The organism is Bradyrhizobium australafricanum, assembly GCF_020329495.1.
GTDB lineage: Bacteria > Pseudomonadota > Alphaproteobacteria > Rhizobiales > Xanthobacteraceae > Bradyrhizobium > Bradyrhizobium australafricanum.
In genome coordinates this window covers 22,631-43,844 of record NZ_JAGKJL010000045.1, presented here as the reverse complement: position 1 = coordinate 43,844, position 21,214 = coordinate 22,631, and the positions used below count along the sequence as shown (strand labels likewise).

The following is a 21,214-nucleotide window of genomic DNA, read 5'->3' as shown; positions in this document are numbered from 1 at the left end:
GTCGTCCGCGCCGTTGGCCGGAAACCGCATTCACAAAATCGTGCATCGGATTGGCGGACGCGAGATGCGCCCGTCGCGCAACCGGACATGGGCGCTGCTATGCTCGATCGCACCGGATCGGACGAAGAAATCCGGAAGGGAGCGAACCTTGATGTCATCTGACCATTCGCGGCGCAGCATGATCAAAGGCATCGGCATTGCAACGGCAGCCGGCGTGCTCGGCGCAGCGTCGGCACAGGCCGCGACCGCGGTTCCTGCCGAAGGAGAAATATGGAGCAACGAATACTGGGCTAAGAAGGGCGACATCCCCTTGTGGATGTTCCGCAAGCGGATCGGTGCGCCGAAGCCGGGCGAGCCGGCGCGGCCCGTGGTGTTCTTCGTCCACGGCTCGTCGGTGACATCACGGGTGTTCGACCTCACGGTGCCGGGCAAGGGCGAGTATTCGCTGCTGAACACATTTGCCCGCTACGGCTTCGACTGCTGGACCATGGACCACGAGAACTACGGCAAGTCCGGCCGCACGTCGGGCAATGCGGACATCGCGAGCGGCGTCGAGGATCTGAAGGCCGCGGCCGAGGTGATCGCGCGCGAGACCGGGCAGGGCCGATATCACTTCGTCGGCGAATCCTCCGGCGCGCTGCGGGCCGGCGCATTCGCGATGGCCGCGCCCGAGCGCATCGACCGGCTGGTGTTCGCCGCCTTCACCTACAAGGGCGAGGGCTCGCCGACGCTGGCCAAGCGCGCCGAGCAGCTCGCTTATTATCGCAGCCACAACATGCGCAAGCGCGACCGCGACATGATCCGCTCGATCGCAACCCGCGACAGGCCCGGCACGTCGGACCCCACCGTGGTCGAGCTGCTGGCCGATGTCGAGATGCAGTTCGGCGACCAGATCCCGACCGGCACCTATCTCGACATGACCGCCAATTTGCCGGTCGTGCATCCGGAGAGGGTGCTGGCGCCGGTGCTGCTGGTCCGCGGCGAATATGACGGCATCGCCGCTGTTCCGGACCTCGAGGAGTTCTTCAACAAGCTGCCGAACGGCGACCGGCAGTTCATCATCCTGCCCGGCACCGCCCATTCGGTGGCGCTTGCCACCAATCGGGAGCTGTTCTGGCATGTGACGCGGGCATTCCTGACCATGCCGACACCGATTGCAACCTGACGTCGCCCTGCGGCAGGACGCCGCAAGAAAAATCGGCACGGTGATGTCGGGACGCGGGGAGGCGGTTCGTCCTCGGGGCACAACCCCGCGAAAAGGAGCGCCTTTCATGGCCAAGCCGACAATGATCTTCGTCAACCTGCCGGTCAGCAATCTCGCCCACGCGACCGCCTTCTACGAGGCGATCGGCGCGACCAAGAACGCGCAATTTTCCGACCACACCGCGTCCTGCATGGTGATCTCCGACACGATTCACGTCATGCTGCTCACGCACGACAAGTTCCGCGAGTTCACTCCGAAGAAAATTGCCGACACCAAAACCACAAGTGAAGTGCTGATCTGCCTGTCCGCCGACAGCCGCGACGCGGTCGACGGCTATGTCACCAAGGCGAAGGGCGCGGGCGGCAGCGCCGATCCGTCGCCGCAGCAGGATTACGGCTTCATGTACGGCCGCAGCTTCGAGGATCCCGATGGTCACATCTGGGAAGTGATGTGGATGGACGTCGAGGCGGCGATGAAGGCGCAGTCCGCCGCGGCGACCGCCTGATCGCATCCCGTCATCACGAGGAGCTCAAGCATGTCCAAGGTATCTCCCTGCCTGTGGTTCAACGGCGAGGCCGAGGAGGCCGCGAACTTCTACGTTTCGCTGCTGCCCGGTTCGCGGATCGAGACCGTCCAGAAGAATGTCATCGACAGCCCCGGCGGGAAGGCCGGCACGGTGCTGCTGGTCGAATTCACGCTCGCCGGTCAGCGCTTCATGGCGCTGAACGGCGGGATGAGAATGGAGCATTCCCACGCGGTCTCGTTCGCGATCGACTGCGTCGATCAGGCCGAGGTCGATCGCCTGTGGGACGCGTTGCTCGCGGCCGGCGGCACCGCTGAGCAGTGCGGCTGGCTGCGCGATCGCTACGGCGTCGCTTGGCAGATCGTGCCGGCGGCGGTCCGCCAATTTCTCGGCGGGTCCGACGCCGCCGGCGCCGCGCGCGTGATGCAGGCCGTGCTCGGGATGATCAAGCTCGATATCGAAGGTCTGCGCCGGGCCTTTGAGGGTGAGGCGGCGGCGTGAGTTAGGGCTTGGCTGGCATCGCCCGGCGCGCCGCCTTCGCTAAAGCTTCGGCGCGTCAGGGATTCGTGGCCTCGTCGAAGCCTTGGCGTAGACGGGACCGGGCGATCCAGCATTTCCAGAGACTTCGGTGCTCGGCCGACAGGCCGCGGCGTACTGGATGCCCAGCATGAAGCGGGGCATAACAGTATGGGCGCGATGGTTCCGTCACTTGACCGTGGCGACGGTCGCGGATGCAGCCGATATCGTATAATTGTCGCAAGCTGCGTTCCCCTCGCACCGTGCTTGCCCTTTGAACATCGTATCCAAATCTCCTTCTGTTCCGCGAAGTCCCGCCGCGCGCGCGGCGATCGTCGCGGCAATCGTCTTCGTCGTCGCCCATGTCGTGCTGCTGCTCGGGATCACCGCGCCGGACAAGCTCTATTTCGATGAGGTGCACTATGTGCCGGCGGCGCGGCAGATGCTGCTGCCGGTGCGCGAGGCCCCGATCCTCAACCCGATGCATCCGCCGCTCGCCAAGGAGATCATCGCCCTCTCGATCAAGGCATTCGGCGACGTGCCGCTGGGATGGCGCTATCCCGCGGCGCTGTTCGGTGCGCTGGCGCTGGTCGGTGTCTATCTCGGCGGGCTTGCGCTGTTCGCGTCGCAGCAACGCGCGATCGCGGCCGCGCTGCTCGCCTTCTTCAACCAGATGCTGTTCGTGCAGTCGCGGATCGCGATGCTGGATATTTTCGCGCTCGCCTTCGGCCTGTTCGCGATCGCGGCGTTCGTCCACGGCTTCAGGCAAAAGCAGCCGCAATCCGCCTTTGCGCTGGCGGGGCTCTTCGCAGGGCTTGCCAGTGCCTGCAAATGGAGCGGGTTGTTCGTGCTCGCGACCTGCATCGCGATCGTCGCTGCGATCCGCTTGATGCAGGGCTGGCGCACGCGCTTTGCCGACGCCAATGCGGAGGATTGGTACCGGCCGGAGCTGTGGCCGGATTTTCGTGTTCCGCACTTCATGGTCTGCTTCGTGCTGATCCCGGCGGCCGTCTATCTCGCGACCTTCGTGCCGCTCTACGGCCTCTCGTTCACGGATATCATGGAGGCGCAGCGTCGCATCTTTGCCGACAACACCACGGCCGCCATCGCGGGCCACACCTATATGAGCTCATGGCCGTCCTGGCCGTTCCTGGTGCGCCCTGTCTGGTACCTGTTCGAGAAGGTCGGCGATGACAGGTTCGCCGCGATCGTGCTCCTCGGCAACCCGTTGGTGCTGTGGCCGGCATTGATCGCGCTGATCATTGCGCTGCGCGACTGGATCGTCGGGCGCGGCCGTGATGCATTTCTCGTGCTGGCGTTCTACCTCGGCCCGTATCTCGCCTGGGCGCTGCTGCCGCGCACGCTCGGTTTCATCTATTACTATCTCCCCGCGGCGACCACCGCGAGTTTCGTGCTGGTCTACGCCTTGACGCGCAAGGGTGCGCCGCGCTGGCTGCTGTGGGCGTTCGTTGCGGTTGGATGCGCGGGGTTTGTTGCGATGCTGCCGGTCACGGCCGCTGTCATCGAGACGTCGATGGCGACGTTCAACCGGTTGATGCTGTTTCAGGGCTGGATATGACGGTCTTTGAAGTAGAGTGATCCGCCTGCCGGGCATGGCAGGCGGATCGAGGCTGCGGGAGATTACTGCGAGGCGGTCTTGGTATCCATGTTGACGACCTGCACGCGTCGATTGGTCGGGTCCATCGGCGCGCTCGGGTCCTTCGGCTGGGTCTTGCCGTAGCCGACCGTCACGAGATCCGAGCCGTTCAGGCCGTAATGCTCGACCAGAAATTTCTTGATGGTGTCGGCGCGGCGCTCCGACAGGTCCTGGTTATAGGCCTCGCCGCCGATCGCGTCGGTGTGGCCGGCGACGACGAAGGTCGAGCCCTTCATGCTGGCATCGGACAGTGCCTTGCCGAGCTCCTGCACCGCCTGGGTCGAGCCCTTGCTGATGTCGGCCGAGTTGTAGTCGAAGTGGATCTCCAGATCGATCTTCGGCTTGTTCGCCGCGATGTCGGCGATCTCCTGGCGTTCAACGCGCGACAACGAACGGGTCTGCCGGTTGCGGACGGTGTTGAGGAAGCTTGCCTCCTTGGCGGAAGCCGCGAGGTCGACCTGCGTGCCGGCGGAAAGGCCGCGGGTGGCCGACTTCGGCTTCAGCGCATTGAGAATCTGGGCGGCCGGAACGGCCTCGCTGCCGGCCAGTGCGACGCCCGCCGTCATCGACAGCGCGGCGCCGATTGTCAGAAAAGACAAGGAAAAAGAGCGGGTCATGGTTTTCGTCCTCAAATGTCGGGCTAGCCAATCCGGCTTGCTGTCGTTTTGATGCTGGAAGAATAGGACCGGTTCAAAGCCCGGAATGTGATCTGGGTCACGGTTGGGTGTGCCGCCCTGCCTTGCGCCAGGCAGGCAGACGGGAAGCGAGGACATCATGGCCAACATCAATCGCGTCCTCCGCTCGATCAATGACGAAGCTGCCTCGCGCTGCGTCGATATCTTCCTTCGCCCGGACGGCACCAACGGCTTCGAGGAATATCGGCGGGACGCCGAAGATGGCCGTGGCTGGTTTCCGGTCGGCGGTCATTCGTCCCGCATCTTCCATGGAGAAAGCGCCGCGCTCGCGGCGGCGATCGGGGACGTTCCGTGGTTGCGGCGGGTCGTCGGATCGACGTAGCCGCTCCGAATGATGCGGAGCTGATTTCCGCCGCGCGGCTCTCCACAGCTGCGCGAATCTCACTACATTGCTGGGGCAATGTCCCGCGCCGCCGAACCCCTTTCGTTGAACAATGCTGCCGCCCGCCACATCTGGCTGCGCGCGCAGCGGCTCGATACCCAGGTGCCGTTCGGCAAGGGGGCGTCAGCGGTGGCGGCCGCCGTCGATCATCTCGGCTATGTGCAGATCGACACCATCAACGTGATCGAGCGCTGCCATCACCACATCCTGTTCAGCCGCATTCCGGACTACCGCCGCGCCGACCTCAAGCAGGCGCAGAGCCGGGACAAGAGCGTGTTCGAGTACTGGACGCACGCGCTGTCCTACATTCCGTCCAAGGACATCGGCATCTTCCTGCCGGCGATGAAGGCACACAAGCGCGAGGGCCATAAATGGTTCTCGTCGGTGACCCCAGCGGACACGCGCAAGGTGCTGCGGCTGCTGCGGGCTGGTCCGCTGACCATCCGCGACATCGACGACGACGTGCTGACGGAGAAGGAGCATCTCTGGCAGAGCCGCAAGCCCTCCAAGCGCGCGCTGCAGCTCGCCTTCTACGGCGGCGTGGTCACGATCAGCGAGCGCGCCGGCATGCTGAAGACCTATGAGCTGATGACCCGGCACTTCGGCTGGGACAAGCCGCCGAAGCCGGCCCCGGCCTCGGCCCGCACCGCCTATCTGCTCGACCGCGCGCTGCGCTCGCAGGGCATCGTCAGCCTGGATTCGATCTGCCATCTCGATGCGCCGAGCAAGAAGGCGGTGCGCAGCCTGATCGAGGCGCGCGTGCGCCGCAAGGAACTGGTCCAGGTCGCGCTGGAAGGCGCCGGCAAGCAGGAGCATTGGGCGCGGCCCGAGGTGCTGGACGCGACCGGCGAGGGTGATCCCACCCTGGTTCACATCCTTTCGCCGTTCGATCCGCTGATCATCCAGCGCAAGCGCACCGAGCTGTTCTTCGGCTATGGCCACCGTTTCGAGGCCTATGTGCCGAAGGAGAAGCGCCTGTTCGGCTATTTCGCGCTGCCCGTGCTGGTCGGCGACGACATCGTCGCCGCCCTCGACCTCAAGACCGACCGGCAGAACAAGAAGCTCCTGATGCAGAAATGGAGCTGGGTCGGCAACGGCAAGAAGCAGGCGGCACGCAAGGAGCTGAAGCGGCGCATCGAGGAAGAGCTCGACCGCTTCGAGCGCTTCCAGCTCGCGGACTAGCTTCCATAGATGATCAGATTGCGTTGAGTAAGCATCAGCATCGCATCTGCGTTCCCTCTCCCGCTTGCGGGGGAAGGCTAGGGTGGGGGCTCTCTCCACGAGTCGTATCGCGGAGAGAGCCCCACCCGGTTCGCATCTGTCGATGGGAACCGACCTCCCCCGCAAGCGGGAGAGGTGCAGCGAGTTCGCCGCGGGACCCGATTCCACCTAACCGCATCGCGCTTCAGCACTGTCGCCGCTGGCCGTCCGTTTGTCGCTTAGGTTTCCCGTTTGCGCTGTGAGCTATGAGTTTTTGCCATTGCTCAAAGCGGAGCCAGCCAATAATCCTCACGGCAAGCAACACCCGGGGGGACGCTTATGAGCCAGACAGCAACCATCGCGCCGGATCGCGGCGCCCGCAGCGAGATCGAGACGTCGACGATCCGCGCGATCTCCTGGCGGCTGATCCCGTTCCTGATCCTGGCCTACTTCTTCTCCTATCTCGACCGCGTCAATCTCGGTTTCGCCGCGCTCACCATGAACAGCGAGCTGAAGTTCTCGCCGGTGGTGTTCTCGTTCGGCGCCGGCATCTTCTTCATCGGCTATTTCATTTTCGAGGTGCCGAGCAACCTGGCGCTGGAGCGGTTCGGCGCCAGCAAGTGGATCGCCCGCATCATGGTGAGCTGGGGCATCCTCTCGGCGTTGATGGCGGCGGTCTATGACGAGCACAGCTTCTACGCGCTGCGCTTCTTCCTCGGGGTGGCCGAGGCCGGCTTCTTCCCCGGCATCATCCTCTATCTGACCTACTGGTACCCGGCCGAGTATCGTGCGCGCTTCCTCGCCGCCTTCGCGCTCGCGGTCCCGATCTCGACCGTGATCGGCGCGCCGATCTCCGGCCTGTTGCTCGGCCTCGACGGCGTGATGGGCTTGAAGGGCTGGCAGTGGCTGTTCGTCATCGAGGGCATTCCCTCGGTGCTGCTCGGCATCGTCACCTGGTTCTATCTGACCGACCGGCCGGAGAAGGCCGAGTGGCTCTCGGCCGAGCAGAAGGCGTGGCTCAAGGCGAAGCTCGACGCCGAGGTCGCGGCCAAGCATGCGGCGAAGCATTTCACGCTGGGCGAGGCGCTGTCCTCGCCGAAGGTGCTGGCGCTGAGCGCGATCTATTTCGGTTTCGTCGCCTCGCTCTACGGCATGCAGTTCTGGCTGCCGCAGATCGTCAAGGCGTTCGGTCTCACCAACGCGCAGACCGGCTTCGTCACCGCGATCCCGTACGCATTCGGCACCGTCGCGATGATCCTGTGGGCGCGCCGTTCCGATGCCACCCGCGAGCGCGTGTTCCATGTCGGCGCGCCGCTGCTGCTGACCGCGCTGGCGCTCGCCGTCTCCAGCTACATCACCGATCCGGTCATGACGATGGTGGTGCTGACGGTCGCCGCGATCGGCGTGTTCTGCACCTTCGCGGTGTTCTGGACGTTGCCGACCGCCTGGCTCTCCGGCACCGCCGCCGCCGGCGCGATCGCGCTGATCAACTCGATCGGCAACCTCGCCGGTTTCGGCGGGCCCTATCTGATCGGCTGGGTCAAGGAAGCCACCGGCAGCACGTCGACCGGCCTGCTGGTGCTGTCGCTGCTGCCGCTCGCCGCGGGCCTGCTGGTTTTCCTCGGCAGCCATGAGACCAAGACCGAGTTCGCCGGCGCGAAGTAGCTCGCCCTCAAATCACGTGCTCCCGTAGCCCGGATGGAGCGTAGCGCAATCCGGGGACCCTCCCGCCACCGGTGAGGTCCCGGATTTCGCTCCGCTTCACCCGGGCTACGCATTTTCCGAACTCCGCACCCGCCAAATCCGATCCCGCTCACGAATTGGTTATCACTGACGAATATTGACATTTATCAGTGATAAATCGATACTCTTCATCAGTCGTCAGCCCGATGGAGATTTCAGATGTTCGTTCGTTCCGTTTTCTCGAGCTATTACAGGCTCTTAACCGGAGCGTCGCTGGCTTTCGCGGTGTTCGCGCTGACCGGCTGCAATGAAAAGGCGGCTGAAAACGCCGATCCGGGACGCCCGGTTCTGGTGGCGACCGTCCATTATGAAGCTGAAACCCCTGAGCGCAGCTTTGTCGGCACCATCAAGCCCCGTATCGAAGCCGATATGGGCTTTCGGGTCACCGGCAAGGTGGCCAAGCGGCTGGTCGAGGTCGGACAGACAGTCGACGTCGACCAGCCCTTGGCCACCCTCGACGAGGTCGACCTGAAGCTGCAGGCCGAGCAGGCCGAGGCGGAATTCCGCGCCGCCACCGGCGTGCTGGCGCAGGCGGCGGCCGCCGAACAGCGCGCCAAGGATCTGAAGGCCAAGGGCTGGACCACCGATGCGGCGCTCGATTCCGCCAAGGCCGCCGGCGACGAGGCCCGCGCGCGGCTGAACCGTGCCGAGCGCTCGGTCGAGCTGACCAAGAATTCCCTCTCTTATGCAACGCTGGTGGCCGACACCCGGGGTGTCGTCACAGCGACCATGATCGAGCCCGGCCAGGTGGTTGCCGCGGGCCAGGCTTCGATCCGTGTCGCCCGACTTGGCGAGAAGGAAGCTGTCGTCGCGATCCCAGAGACGCTTCTTGCTCGTGCTAGGTCGGGCGTAGCCACGGTGACGCTGTGGTCGGATGCCAAGAAGAGCTATGCCGCCAAGCTGCGCGAGGTCGCACCGCAGGCCGATCCCGCCACCCGCACCTATCTCGCAAAATTCTCGCTGCCGGACGCGGACGAGGCGGTTTCGCTCGGCATGACCGCGACGCTGACGCTCGCCGACAAGGCGAGCGAGCGCGTCGCCAAGTTGCCGCTGTCGGCGCTGTACAGCCAGGGCGGCGATCCCTCGCTCTACATCGTCGACGACAAGGGCGACATCGCGCTGAAGCCGGTCAAGGTGAAGGCCTATGAGAGCAACAACGTCGTCATCTCCGGCGGCGTCGACGATGGCGCCAAGGTGGTCGCCCTCGGTGTGCAGAAACTCGATCCGAGCCAGAAGGTGCGGGTCGTGTCGTCGCTGTCGTTCTAACCCTCGCATAGCAGCGGAAACGGTTCTGGGACTGGTCTAGAACTTGGAGAGTTCGATGAAGCGCTTCAACCTTTCGGCCTGGGCGGTCAGCCATCCGACGCTGGTCCTGTTCCTGATGATCATCCTCGCCGCCGCCGGCTTCTTTTCCTATGAGAAGCTCGGCCGCGCCGAGGATCCGTTCTTCACCGTCAAGGTGGTGAACGTCTCGGTGATGTGGCCGGGCGCGACCTCGCAGGAAATGCAGATGCAGGTCGCCGATCCGATCGAGAAGAAACTGCAGGAGCTGCCGTTCTTCGACAAGGTGCAGACCTATTCCAAGCCGGGCTTCACGGCGATGCAGGTCTCCTTCAAGGATTCGACCTCGCCGAAGGACGTGCCCTATCTCTTCTATCTCTTGCGCAAGAAGCTGGTCGATGTGCAGGGCGAGCTGCCCTCCGGCATCCTCGGTCCCGTCGTCAACGACGAATTCTCCGACGTCGATTCGATCCTCTATATGATGACCGGCGACGGCGCCAATTATGCGCAGCTCAAGAAGGTCGCGGAGGGTTTTCGTCAGCGCCTGCTGAAGGTGCCCGGCGTCACCAAGATCGATCTCTACGGCACCCAGGACGAGCGCATCTTCGTCGAGTTCTCGCATGCCAAGCTGGCGACGCTCGGCATTACGCCGCAGGCGCTGTTCGATTCGCTCGCCAAGCAGAATAACGTCACCCCGGCCGGTACCGTCGAGAGCTCATCGCAGCGCGTGCCGCTGCGCGTCACCGGCGCGCTTGACGGCGTCAAGGCGGTTGCCGAGACGCCGGTCGAGAGCAACGGCCGCGTGTTCCGGCTCGGTGATATCGCGACCGTAAGCCACGGCTATGTCGATCCGCCGAGCTTCAAGGTGCGTCAGGAAGGCAAGCCGGCGCTCGGCATCGGCGTCGTCACCGCCAAGGGCGCCAACATCCTCGAGCTCGGCAAGGAGGTCCAGAAGGCGACCGCCGAGTTCCTGAAGGCGGTGCCGCAGGGCGTCGATGTCCAGCAGATCGCCGACCAGCCCAAGGTGGTCGAGCACGCCGTCGGCGAGTTCGTGCACTCCTTCGTCGAGGCGCTCGCGATCGTGCTGTTCGTCTCCTTTGTCGCGCTCGGCTGGCGCACCGGCATCGTGGTCGCGCTGTCGGTGCCGCTGGTGCTCGGCATCGTCTTCATCGTGATGAACGCAATGTCGCTCGACCTGCACCGTATCACGCTCGGCGCGCTGATCATTGCGCTCGGCCTTTTGGTCGACGACGCCATTATCGCGGTCGAGATGATGGTGGTGAAGATGGAGCAGGGCTGGGACCGCATGAAGGCGGCGTCCTTTGCCTGGGAATCCACCGCGTTTCCGATGCTCACGGGAACGCTGGTCACGGCCGCTGGCTTCCTCCCCATCGGCTTTGCCAATTCGGCGGTCGGCGAATATGCCGGCGGCATCTTCTGGATCGTGGCGATCTCGCTGGTCGCCTCTTGGTTCGTCGCGGTGATCTTCACGCCCTATATCGGCGTCAAGCTGTTGCCCAACATCAAGGTGCACCAGAACCACGATCCGCACGCGATCTACGAGACGCGGATGTATCGCGGCCTGCGCAGCGTCGTGCAGTGGTGCGTCGATCACCGCATCAAGGTGGTGGCGGCGACCGTCGGCGTCTTCGTTGCGTCCATCGTTGCGTTCGGCCACGTCCAGCAGCAGTTCTTCCCGCTGTCGGAGCGGCCCGAGCTGTTCCTGCAGCTGCGTCTGCCCGAGGGCACCGCCTTCAACGTCACCGAGAAGGCGGTGAAGCAGGCCGAAGGGCTGCTGAAGGGCGATGACGACATCCAGACCTACACCGCCTATGTCGGCCAGGGATCGCCGCGCTTCTGGCTCGGCCTCAACCCGCAGCTGCCGAACGAGGCGTTTGCCGAGATCGTGATCCTCGCCAAGAACGTCGAGGCGCGAGAGCGCGTCAAGGCCAAGATCGAGCAGGCCGCCGCCGACGGCGCCTTGAACGAGGCGCGGGTCCGGGTCGACCGCTTCAATTTCGGTCCGCCGGTCGGCTTCCCGGTCCAGTTCCGCGTGATCGGCCCCGATGCCAACAAGGTGCGCGACATCGCCTACCAGGTGCGCGACGTCATGCGTCAGAACAAGAACGTCAAGGACGTCCAGCTCGACTGGAACGAGCAGTCGCCCTACCTGAAGCTCGCCGTCGACCAGGATCGGGCGCGCGCGCTCGGCCTGACCCCGCAGGACGTCTCGCAGGCGCTGGCGATGCTGATCTCGGGCGCGCCGGTCACCACGATCCGCGACGGCATCGAGAAGGTCGGCGTGGTCGCCCGCGCGGTGCCGTCCGAGCGGCTCGATCTCGGCCGCGTCGGCGATCTCACCATCACCACGCGCAACGGCGTCGCCGTCCCGCTGCAGCAGATTGCCAAGATCGAATATGCGCATGAGGAACCGATCCTGTGGCGGCGCAACCGCGACATGGCGATCACCGTGCGCTCCGACGTCGTCGACGGCGTGCAGGCGCCCGACGTCACCAACCAGATCTCGCCGAAGCTGAAGGACATCCAGGCCCATCTCGAGCCGGCCTACCGGATCGAGCCGGGCGGGGCGTTCGAGGAATCCGCCAAGGGCAATGCGTCGATCTTCATCCTCTTCCCCGTGATGGTGATGGTGATGCTGACGCTGCTGATGATCCAGCTGCAGAGCTTCTCGCGCCTGTTCCTGGTGTTCCTGACCGCGCCGCTCGGCATCGTCGGCGCCTCGCTGGGGCTCAACGTCGCCAACCAGCCGTTCGGCTTCGTGGCGCTGCTCGGCCTGATCGCGCTCGCCGGCATGATCATGCGCAACGCCGTGATCCTGGTCGACCAGATCGAGAGCGACGTGGCGTCCGGCCTGACCCGGCGCGAGGCGATCGTCGAAGCCACCGTCCGGCGCGCCCGGCCGGTGGTGCTGACGGCCCTGGCCGCCATCCTCGCCATGATCCCGCTGTCGCGCTCGGCGTTCTGGGGCCCGATGGCGATCACCATCATGGGCGGTTTGTTTGTTGCGACTTTCCTGACCTTGCTGTATCTGCCGGGCCTTTACGCCCTCTGGTTCCGCAAGACCCTCGAGGAAAGCGGCTCCGAGCAAACCGATACTGCGCCGCAGCATGCCGGCGATGCGCAACGCGCATTTCCGCTTGCTGAAGCGGCCGAATAATTGAAGATTGAGCAGGCCAACATGACACTGATCTCGGAACATAGCGAAACCGACACCCGCGAGCGGATTCTCGTGGTGGCGGAGCGCTTGTTCCGGCAGATCGGCTATCAGAAGACGACGGTCGCCGACATCGCCAAAGAGCTGCGGATGAGCCCCGCCAACGTGTACCGCTTCTTCGATTCGAAGAAGTCGATCCACGAGGGCGTGGCCCGCGGCCTGATGGGCGAGGTCGAGATCGAGGCCCGGCGCATCGCGCGCTCGGAAGGGCCGGCGGCGCCACGCTTGCGCCAGATGATGACGACCATCAATCGCATGAACACCGAGCGCTATGTCGGCGATTCCAAGATGCATGAGATGGTCGAGATCGCGATGCAGGAGGACTGGGACGTCTGCGTCGCGCATATGGAGTGTATCGCCTCCATTATCGGCGAGGTGATCGCGCAAGGAGCGGCGTCGGGGGAGTTCGAGATCAAGGACCTGCAGCTCGCCTCGCTGTGCGCCTGCACCGCGATGATGCGGTTCTTCCACCCGCAGATGATCGCCCAATGTGCCACCAAGCCGGGCCCGACCATCGACCAGATGATCGATTTCGTGATCGCCGGCCTGTCGCCGCGCGGCCGCGCCAATTGAGCGCCAGGGCTGACATTTTCGTCAGTTGACTCCTTTGTCATTCCGGGGCGATGCGTAAGCATCGAACCCGGAATCTCGAGATTCCGGGTCTGGTCCTTACGGACCATCCCGGAATGACGAGGACGCAATCGTGACCGCCAAAGACCTGCATTTCTACGAGCCGAAGAACGGCCACGGCCTGAAGCACGATCCGTTCAACGCCATCGTGGCGCCGCGGCCGATCGGCTGGATCTCCTCGCGCGACAAGGGCGGCAACGTCAACCTCGCGCCCTACAGCTTCTTCAACGCGTTCTGCTACGTGCCGCCGATCATCGGCTTCTCCTCCACCAACTGGAAGGATAGCGTCGCCAACATCCAGGACACCGGCGAGTTCGTCTGGAATCTGGCGACGATGGATCTCGCCAGACACATGAACGCGACGGCGGCGCATGTCGCGCGCGATGTCGACGAGTTCAGGCTCGCGGGCCTCACGCAGGTCGCCGGCAAGCTCGTCAACGTGCCGCGGGTCGCCGAAAGCCCGGTGTCGTTCGAATGCAAGGTCAGCCAGATCGTCCAGCTCCAGGGCGCCGACGGCAAGAAGGCCGAGGCCTGGCTGACGCTCGGCGAGGTGGTCGCCGTCCACATCGACAAGGCCTTCATCAAGGACGGCGTCTACCAGACCGGCCTCGCGCACCCGATCGTCCGCGCCGGCCGCCGCGGCGACTACTTCGAGATCAAGCCGGAAAACATGTTCGAGATGATCCGGCCGGATTGAGTGCTGCTCTATCCTCCCTCTCCCCGTTCTTCACGGGGTCGAGACGAGCGAAGCTCGCTCTTAGAGGGTAGGTGAGGGGCTGCTTCCACCAGTTGTGATGGTCGTGAGACCTGTACCCCCTCACCCGAAGTTCAAGCTGCGCTTGAATTTCGACCTCTCCCCGCAAGCGGGGCGAGGTAAGGGACGTCGCTCCGCAACGACGGCCCGCACCACAACAATGTGAAATTTCCGCGCGCGGGGATGAAAAACCGTCACTCGCAACCTCTCCGAGAGCAGTCTAACCTCCACTCGCCAGGCCGGATCAACGGCTGGCCAACAGAGTGGGAGGATGCGATGACACGCCACGAGCGGAGCGATCCGAACGAAGAACAACGCGATCCGAATGTTTCACGGCGCACTTTGGTTCAGGGACTGGCGGTTTCCGCCGCCGCCGTCGCGGGCATCGGCAGCGCGCTGGCCCAGAACGCGCCCGCGCCGGTCGGGCCGCCGACGACGATCACCAGCCCGCCGCGCGACTTCAGTCCGCGCGGTGCGCCGACCACCTATTTCTGGGACCCTGACATCATCGCGGTCGATCCGTCCTTCAACGACCTTGCCCAGCCCAACACCTCGATCAAGCGCCTCTATACCGGCCTGTTGTGGGCGGAAGGCCCGGCCTGGAGCTCGCAGGGCCGCTACCTCCTATGGAGCGACATCCCTAACAACCGGCAGATGCGCTGGTCGGAAGATGACGGCCATGTCAGCGTCTTCCGTATGCCGTCGAACTACTCGAACGGCAATTCGTTCGACTTCCAGGGCCGCCAGCTGTCCTGCGAACATCTCACCCGCCGCGTGACGCGCTACGAGAATGACGGCACCGCGACCGTGCGCGCGGATTCCTATCAAGGCAAGCGGCTGAACTCGCCGAACGACGTCGTCGCGCATCCCGACGGCAGCTACTGGTTCACCGATCCGCCCTATGGCGGCCAGCTCTATGAAGGCGAGCCTGATGCCGCGGGCGGCCCGGGCAATCCGGCCGGCAAGCTCAATCCCCGGATCGGCCAGCCGGCGGGCTTCGTGCCGGCCAAGCGCGAACTGCCGACCAATTGCTATCGCATCGACCCGTCCGGCCGCGTCGATCTCGTGGTCAGCGAGGACCAGGTGCCGGATCCGAACGGCCTCTGCTTCTCGCCCGACTACAAGAAGCTCTACGTGGTCTCGACCGGCAAGGGACCGGGCGATAGCGGCCCCGGCGGCAAGGGCGACGTTTTCGTGTTCGATGTCGGCGCCGACAACAAGCTTTCCAACGGCAAGCGGTTCAGCGATTTCACGATCGACGGCGTGAAGTGCGGACCGGACGGCATCCGCTGCGACGTCAACGGCAATGTCTGGTGCTCGAGCAATGCCGGTCGCGCGGTCGGTTACAGCGGCGTGACGGTCTGGTCGCCGGAAGGCAAGCTGCTCGGCCGCATCCGGCTGCCCGAGGTCTGCGGCAACATCACCTTCGGCGGTCCCAAGCGCAACCGCCTGTTCATGGCCGCAAGCCAGTCGCTCTACGCGGTCTATACCGCAACCCAGGGAGCGGGGCCCGCCTAGCTCGTCCTGCACGGGGATGGCGTCTGCGCCATCCCCGGCTACCTGATTGTCGCAGCTCAGCTTTCGGAACTGAACGCGTGGCGTGCCGTTAACAAAATGGCGCCTGGGCCGCGTCAATTTCGCTTTATCTGCGAAGCGAAGTGTTCACAGGTGAACGGCACTTTCCGATAAGATCACCCATCCGCGCCGCCGTTTCATGAGGGATCCGCCATGAGCTTCCGCCGCGACTATATGACAAAACCGATCTTTTCCTGGGCGCGCGGCGTGCTGCCGACGATGTCGGACACCGAGCGCGAGGCGCTGGAAGCCGGCGACGTCTGGTGGGACGCCGATCTCTTCACCGGCAATCCCGACTGGTCGAAATTGCTGGCGTTCGCGCCGGCCAGATTGACCGAGGAAGAGCAAGCCTTCCTGCACGGTCCGGTCGACGAGCTCTGCAGGATGCTCGACGAGTGGAAGATCAACTGGGAATGGCGCGACCTACCGCCCGAGGTCTGGGCCTTCATCAAGGCCAAGAAATTCTTCGGCATGATCATCCCCAAGGAATACGGCGGCCTCGGCTTCTCGCCCTACGCGCATTCCGAAGTGGTGCGCAAGATCTCGTCGCGCTCGCTGACCGCGGCCGTCACCGTGATGGTGCCGAACTCGCTCGGGCCGGGCGAACTCTTGATGCGCTTCGGCACCAGGGAGCAGCAGGACAAATGGCTGCCGCGCCTCGCCTCCGGACAGGACATTCCATGTTTCGGCCTGACCAGCCCGGAGGCCGGCTCCGACGCCGCCTCGATGATCGACACCGGCATCATCTGCAAGGGCAATTTCGAAGGCCGTGAGGTGCTCGGCTTGAGGCTCAACTGGCACAAGCGCTACATCACGCTCGGCCCGGTCGCGACGCTGCTCGGCCTTGCCTTCAAGGCCTATGATCCCGATCACCTCGTCGGCAGCGAGGAAGAGCTCGGCATCACCGTCGCCCTGATCCCGACCCATCTGCCGGGCGTCTCGATCGGCCACCGCCATCTGCCGGCGATGCAGGTGTTTCAGAACGGCCCGAACTGGGGCAAGGACGTCTTCATCCCGCTCGACTACATCATCGGCGGCGAGGCACGGCTCGGTCAGGGCTGGAAGATGCTGATGACGGCGCTCGCCGCCGGCCGCGGCATCTCGCTGCCGTCGCTGTCGGCCGCCGGCGCTGCCTATGCCGCGCGTACCACCGGCGCCTATGCCCGCATCCGCGAGCAGTTCGGCATCTCGATCTCGAAATTCGAAGGCATCGAGGAGCCGCTCGCGCGTATCGCCGGCACGGCCTATCTGCTCGACGCCGCGCGGCGGCTGACCTGCGCCGCACTGAACGAGGGGCATCATCCCGCCGTCATTTCCGGGATCATGAAGCTGCACGCCACCGAGCGGATGCGGATCGCGATCGACGACGCCATGGACATCCATGGCGGCAAGGCGGTGATCGACGGGCCGCAGAATTATCTCGGCGGACTCTACCGCTCGGTGCCGGTCGGCATCACGGTCGAGGGCGCCAACATCCTGACCCGCAATCTGATCGTGTTCGGGCAGGGCGCGATCCGCGCGCATCCCTATCTGTTGCTGGAGATGAACGCGCTCGGCGAGACCGACCGCGACAAGGGCCTGACCGCGTTCGACACCGCGTTCTGGAAACATATCGGCCACAGCTTCGCGACCATGTTCCGCGCCTGGGGCCGCAGCTGGAGTTTTGGGATGTTCGCACCGGCGCCGGATGCCGGCGATGCGACCGAGTTCTATCGCCAGCTGTCGCGTTACTCGTCGGCGTTCGCGCTGTGCGCCGACATGGCGCTGCTCACCCTCGGCGGCGCGCTGAAGCGCAAGGAGATGCTCTCGGCGCGCTTCGGCGACATCCTGTCCGAGCTGTATTTGCTCTCCGCTGCTTTGAAACGCTGGCAGGACGAGGGCCGACAGAAGGAGGATCTTCCGGCGCTCGAATGGTGCATGGCGTCCGGCTTCAAGACCATCGAGAACCGCTTTGCGGAAATCTTCGCCAATCTGCCGAACCGCCCGGTGGCTTGGCTGCTGAAATTCCTGGTCCAGCCGTTCGGCGCGCGCGTCACCGGCCCGACGGACCGCGTCGTGCAGCAATGCGCGCAGCTCGTGCTGTCGCCGTCAGCGGCGCGCGACCGGCTGACGCCGGACCTCGCCTTTGTCGAGGACGACGGCGGCATCGCAAGGCTGGAGAAGGCCTTCCGCCTCGTCACCGAGGCCGAGGATGCCGCCAAGCAGCTGCGCGCGGCGCGCCTGCATGACTGGAAGGAGGCGGTCAAGAAGGGCGTCATCTCCGAGGCCGACGGCGAGAAGCTCGCGGCCGCTCATGAGGCCGTCGTCAAAGTCATCGAGGTCGATGATTTTGCGCCGGAGGCGCTGTCCCCGATTTACAAGAAATCCGCCGACGTGCATCAGTTCTTCCAGGAGCTTGGTGAGCAGAGGGCGGCGAGCTGATGGCGCGACCAGTCTTTATCGTCGACGGCAGCCGGACGCCGTTCCTGAAGGCGCGCTCCGGTCCCGGCCCGTTCACCCCGGTCGATCTTGCCGTACAATGCGGCCGGCCGCTGCTGGCACGGCAGCCTTTCGCGCCCACCGCCTTCGACCAGGTCATCCTCGGCTGCGTCAACGTGATCGCCGACGAGATGAACCCGGCACGGGTTGCGGCGCTCAGGCTCGGTATGGGCGAACAGATGGTCGCCTTCACGGTGCAGATCAATTGCGGCTCCGGCATGCAGTCTATCGACACCGGCTATCGCTACATCCGCGAGGGCATCTCCGACCTGATCCTCGCCGGCGGTGCCGAAGCCTTGAGCCACGCGCCGCTGGTCTGGCCCAATTCCGGCGTGCGCTGGTTTGCCGGCTTCGCCGGCGCCAAGGGGCTAGGTGCCAAGGTCGCCGCGGCGCTGAAGGTGAAGCCGAGCTACTTCAAGCCGATCATCGGCCTCGAGCGCGGGCTGACCGACCCGATCACCGAGCTCAACATGGGGCAGACCGCCGAGAAGGTCGGCCATCTCTTCGGCATCACCCGCGCCCAGTCCGATGCATATGCTGCCGAGAGCCATCAGCGGCTGGCCAACGCGCAGAAGCAGGGCTTTCTCAAGGGCGAGGTCGAGACCGCGTTCTCCCGCGACGGCAAGTTTTACGACCACGACGACGGCGTCCGCCCGGACTCGACCGCCGAGACCCTGGCGAAGCTGAAGCCGGTGTTCGAGCGTCCGTGGGGCCAGGTCACCGCCGGCAATTCCTCGCAGATCACCGACGGCGCCTCCTGGGTGATCCTGGCGTCCGAGAAGGCGGTGGCCAAGCACGGGCTGACGCCGAAGGCCGTCATCCTCGACAGCCAATGGTCGGCGCTCGATCCCTCGATCATGGGCCTCGGTCCGGTGCTGTCGGCGAGCGCGCTGCTCAAGCGCAACGACCTCACCTTGCAGGATGTCGAGACCTGGGAGCTCAACGAGGCCTTCGCCACCCAGGTGCTCGGCTGCCTCGCGGCGTGGAACGACGAGACATTCTGCCGCGAGATTCTCGGGCTCGATGGCGCGGCCGGCGAGATCGACCGCGCGAAGTTGAACGTCGACGGTGGCGCGATCAGCCTTGGCCATCCCGTCGGCACCAGCGGCAACCGCATCGTGCTACATCTGGTCAATGCGATGAAGCGGCTCGGCACCAGGCGCGGCGTCGCTACCGAATGCATCGGTGGCGGGCAGGGCGGCGCGATGTTGATAGAGACGGTGTGATCATGGATTCACGGATCATGGACCTTCTCGCCGATCGCGTGCTCGAACTCGGGCCGAAGCCTGCCGCCGACAGCCCCTACAAGAATTTCAAGCTGACGCGCGATGACGACGGTATCGCCTGGCTGCTGTTCGACCGCGCCGGCGCCAGCGCCAACACGCTGTCCGCCGATCTACTCGAGGAGCTCGATGCCATCGTCGCGGCGCTGGAGAACCAGCGGCCGACGGGTCTCGTGGTGCGCTCGGCCAAGCCAAGCGGCTTCATCGCCGGCGCTGACGTCAATGAGTTTCGCGGCGCCAGCGATTCCAGCGCGGTCGAGACCGCGATCGGTCGCGCCCATGCGGTGATCGACCGGCTCGAGGCGCTGCGCGCGCCCTCGGTCGCCGTCATCCACGGCTTCTGCCTCGGCGGCGGCCTCGAGGTCGCGCTGGCCTGCCAGATGCGGATCGCGATCGACGATGCCAGGTTCGGTTTCCCAGAGGTGATGCTCGGCCTGCATCCAGGTCTTGGCGGCACCGTGCGCTTCACCGAGCTGGTCAACCCGATGCAGGCGATGACCTTGATGCTGACCGGCAAGACCATCGACGCGCGCCGCGCCAAGGCGCTCGGCCTGGTCGACGCCGTCACCCAGGAGCGCCATGTCCGCAACGCGGTGAAGGACGCGGTGTTCGGCCGGCTGAAGCGCGCAAGGCCGGGCGTGCTCAACTCGATCCTCAATCTCGGCGTGGCGCGCGGTTTCCTCGCCTCGCGGATGCGCAGCGAGGCCGAGAAGGCGGCACCACGCAAGCATTACCCGGCGCCCTATGCGCTGATCGATCTGTGGGAGAAGCACGCCGGCAACCGCTCGGCGATGCTGAATGCGGAGAAGGCCTCGTTCGCCAATCTGATGGTGACGCCGACCGCGCAGAACCTGATCCGTGTATTCTTCCTGCGAGAGCAGATGAAGAAGCTCGCCGGCAGCGGCAACAAGGTTGCGCACATCCATGTCATCGGCGCCGGCGCGATGGGCGGCGATATCGCGGCCTGGTGCGCCAACCAGGACATGCGGGTGACGCTCGCCGACATGAAGGCCGAGCCGATCGCGGGCGCGATGAAGCGCGCCGCGGAGCTGTTCGGCAAGATCATGCGCAAGCGGATCGACCAGCGCGACGCGCTCGACCGGCTGATCCCCGACATGGACGGCGAGGGCGTCCGCAATGCCGATCTGATCATCGAGGCGGTGCCAGAAAAGCTCGAGCTGAAGCAGAAGGTCTATGCCTCCCTCGAGCCGAAGATGAAGCCGGGTGCGATCCTCGCCACCAACACCTCGAGCATCCCGCTGCAGGATCTGCGCACCACGCTGGCACGGCCGGAGCGGCTGCTCGGCCTGCACTTCTTCAATCCGGTGTCGCGGCTGCAACTCGTCGAGGTCGTCAGCCATGACGGCACCGATGCGGCGATGCTCAAGGAGGCGCTCGCGTTCGCCGGCGCCATCGACCGCCTGCCGCTGCCGGTGAAGAGCTCTCCGGGCTTCCTCGTCAACCGCGCGCTGACGCCCTACATGCTGGAAGCGATGATGATGCTGGACGAGAAGACCGACCAGCGCCTGATCGACGCGGCCGCCGTCGAGTTCGGCATGCCGATGGGACCGATCGAACTCGCCGACCAGGTCGGCCTCGATATCTGCCTCGATGTCGGCGACATGCTGCGCTCGAAGTTCGGCGACACGCTGCCGCCGACGCCTGCATGGTTGCGCGAAAAAGTCGCCAAAGGCGAACTCGGCCGCAAGACCGGCAAGGGCTTCTACACCTGGAAGGACGGCAAGGCGGAAAAGGCGCCGCTGCCGGAGACCGGTCCCCGGGTCACCGATGAGATGATCGACCGCTTGGTGCTGCCGATCTCGAATGTCTGCGTCGCCGCCTTGCGCGAAGGCATCGTCGACAATCCCGATATGGTCGACGGCGCGATGATCTTCGGCACCGGCTATGCCCCGTTCCGCGGCGGCCCGCTCAACTATGCGCGCAGCCGCGGCGTCGACGATGTGGTGTCGGCCATGCAGGCCTTGATGCGCAAGTTCGGCGGACGATTTGCGCCGGATCCCGGCTGGGAGGCATTCAAGTGAGCGCTTCGCAAGTGAC

The 21,214-nt window shown here is 65.0% G+C and carries 16 protein-coding genes; 15 read left to right on the top strand and 1 reads right to left on the bottom strand.

Annotation, left to right across the window (positions count from 1 at the left end):
* Positions 1 to 151 precede the first annotated feature (151 nt).
* The 4 genes from J6525_RS31830 (at position 152) to J6525_RS31815 (ending at position 3,822) form a co-directional block, all read left to right on the top strand.
* Positions 152 to 1,165, top strand: a complete 1,014-nt coding sequence (locus J6525_RS31830) for an alpha/beta hydrolase (RefSeq protein ID WP_225647705.1) — start codon at positions 152 to 154, stop codon at positions 1,163 to 1,165.
* A 106-nt stretch (positions 1,166 to 1,271) separates the two neighbouring features.
* Positions 1,272 to 1,709: a VOC family protein gene (locus J6525_RS31825; protein WP_225647704.1), complete on the top strand. Its 438-nt coding sequence runs from the start codon at positions 1,272 to 1,274 to the stop codon at positions 1,707 to 1,709.
* Between the two features lie 30 nt (positions 1,710 to 1,739).
* Entirely contained in the window at positions 1,740 to 2,228 is a 489-nt protein-coding gene (locus J6525_RS31820; RefSeq protein ID WP_225647703.1) for a VOC family protein, read from the top strand.
* Positions 2,229 to 2,517: 289 nt separating this feature from the next.
* Entirely contained in the window at positions 2,518 to 3,822 is a 1,305-nt protein-coding gene (locus J6525_RS31815; protein WP_225647702.1) for a phospholipid carrier-dependent glycosyltransferase, read from the top strand.
* A gap of 62 nt (positions 3,823 to 3,884) precedes the next feature.
* Here J6525_RS31815 and J6525_RS31810 read toward each other — a convergent pair whose 3' ends face one another.
* A complete protein-coding gene (locus J6525_RS31810; protein WP_225647701.1) occupies positions 3,885 to 4,517 on the bottom strand; it encodes an OmpA family protein in 633 nt (210 codons plus the stop codon).
* A gap of 157 nt (positions 4,518 to 4,674) precedes the next feature.
* Between J6525_RS31810 and J6525_RS31805 the strand changes: the two genes are divergently transcribed.
* The 11 genes from J6525_RS31805 to J6525_RS31755 all read left to right on the top strand — a co-directional run bounded on the left by J6525_RS31805 (position 4,675) and on the right by J6525_RS31755 (position 21,198).
* Positions 4,675 to 4,917, top strand: coding sequence for a hypothetical protein (locus J6525_RS31805; RefSeq protein ID WP_225647700.1), 243 nt, complete (start codon positions 4,675 to 4,677; stop codon positions 4,915 to 4,917).
* A gap of 78 nt (positions 4,918 to 4,995) precedes the next feature.
* Positions 4,996 to 6,159, top strand: coding sequence for a winged helix-turn-helix domain-containing protein (locus J6525_RS31800; RefSeq protein WP_225647699.1), 1,164 nt, complete (start codon positions 4,996 to 4,998; stop codon positions 6,157 to 6,159).
* 357 nt (positions 6,160 to 6,516) lie between these two features.
* On the top strand, positions 6,517 to 7,842 hold the full coding sequence (locus J6525_RS31795; protein WP_225647698.1) for an MFS transporter: 1,326 nt from the start codon (positions 6,517 to 6,519) through the stop codon (positions 7,840 to 7,842).
* Positions 7,843 to 8,079: 237 nt separating this feature from the next.
* The gene (locus J6525_RS31790; protein ID WP_225647697.1) at positions 8,080 to 9,186 is read left to right on the top strand and encodes an efflux RND transporter periplasmic adaptor subunit; all 1,107 of its coding nucleotides are present in this window, start codon (positions 8,080 to 8,082) and stop codon (positions 9,184 to 9,186) included.
* Positions 9,187 to 9,241: 55 nt separating this feature from the next.
* Complete coding sequence (locus J6525_RS31785) at positions 9,242 to 12,379, top strand: efflux RND transporter permease subunit (protein WP_225647696.1); 3,138 nt, start codon at positions 9,242 to 9,244, stop codon at positions 12,377 to 12,379.
* Between the two features lie 21 nt (positions 12,380 to 12,400).
* The gene (locus J6525_RS31780) at positions 12,401 to 13,009 is read left to right on the top strand and encodes a TetR/AcrR family transcriptional regulator (RefSeq protein ID WP_141340507.1); all 609 of its coding nucleotides are present in this window, start codon (positions 12,401 to 12,403) and stop codon (positions 13,007 to 13,009) included.
* A gap of 130 nt (positions 13,010 to 13,139) precedes the next feature.
* Entirely contained in the window at positions 13,140 to 13,763 is a 624-nt protein-coding gene (locus tag J6525_RS31775; RefSeq protein WP_057016949.1) for a flavin reductase family protein, read from the top strand.
* 333 nt (positions 13,764 to 14,096) lie between these two features.
* Complete coding sequence (locus J6525_RS31770) at positions 14,097 to 15,338, top strand: SMP-30/gluconolactonase/LRE family protein (RefSeq protein ID WP_225647695.1); 1,242 nt, start codon at positions 14,097 to 14,099, stop codon at positions 15,336 to 15,338.
* A 210-nt stretch (positions 15,339 to 15,548) separates the two neighbouring features.
* Positions 15,549 to 17,816 carry an acyl-CoA dehydrogenase gene (locus J6525_RS31765; protein WP_225647693.1) on the top strand — a complete coding sequence of 756 codons (2,268 nt, stop codon included), beginning with the start codon at positions 15,549 to 15,551 and terminating at the stop codon, positions 17,814 to 17,816.
* On the top strand, positions 17,816 to 19,099 hold the full coding sequence (locus J6525_RS31760) for an acetyl-CoA C-acetyltransferase (protein ID WP_225647691.1): 1,284 nt from the start codon (positions 17,816 to 17,818) through the stop codon (positions 19,097 to 19,099). Before J6525_RS31765 ends, J6525_RS31760 begins: the two co-directional genes overlap by 1 nt.
* Positions 19,100 to 19,101: 2 nt before the next feature.
* Positions 19,102 to 21,198 carry a 3-hydroxyacyl-CoA dehydrogenase NAD-binding domain-containing protein gene (locus tag J6525_RS31755; protein WP_225647690.1) on the top strand — a complete coding sequence of 699 codons (2,097 nt, stop codon included), beginning with the start codon at positions 19,102 to 19,104 and terminating at the stop codon, positions 21,196 to 21,198.
* Positions 21,199 to 21,214: the final 16 nt, after the last annotated feature.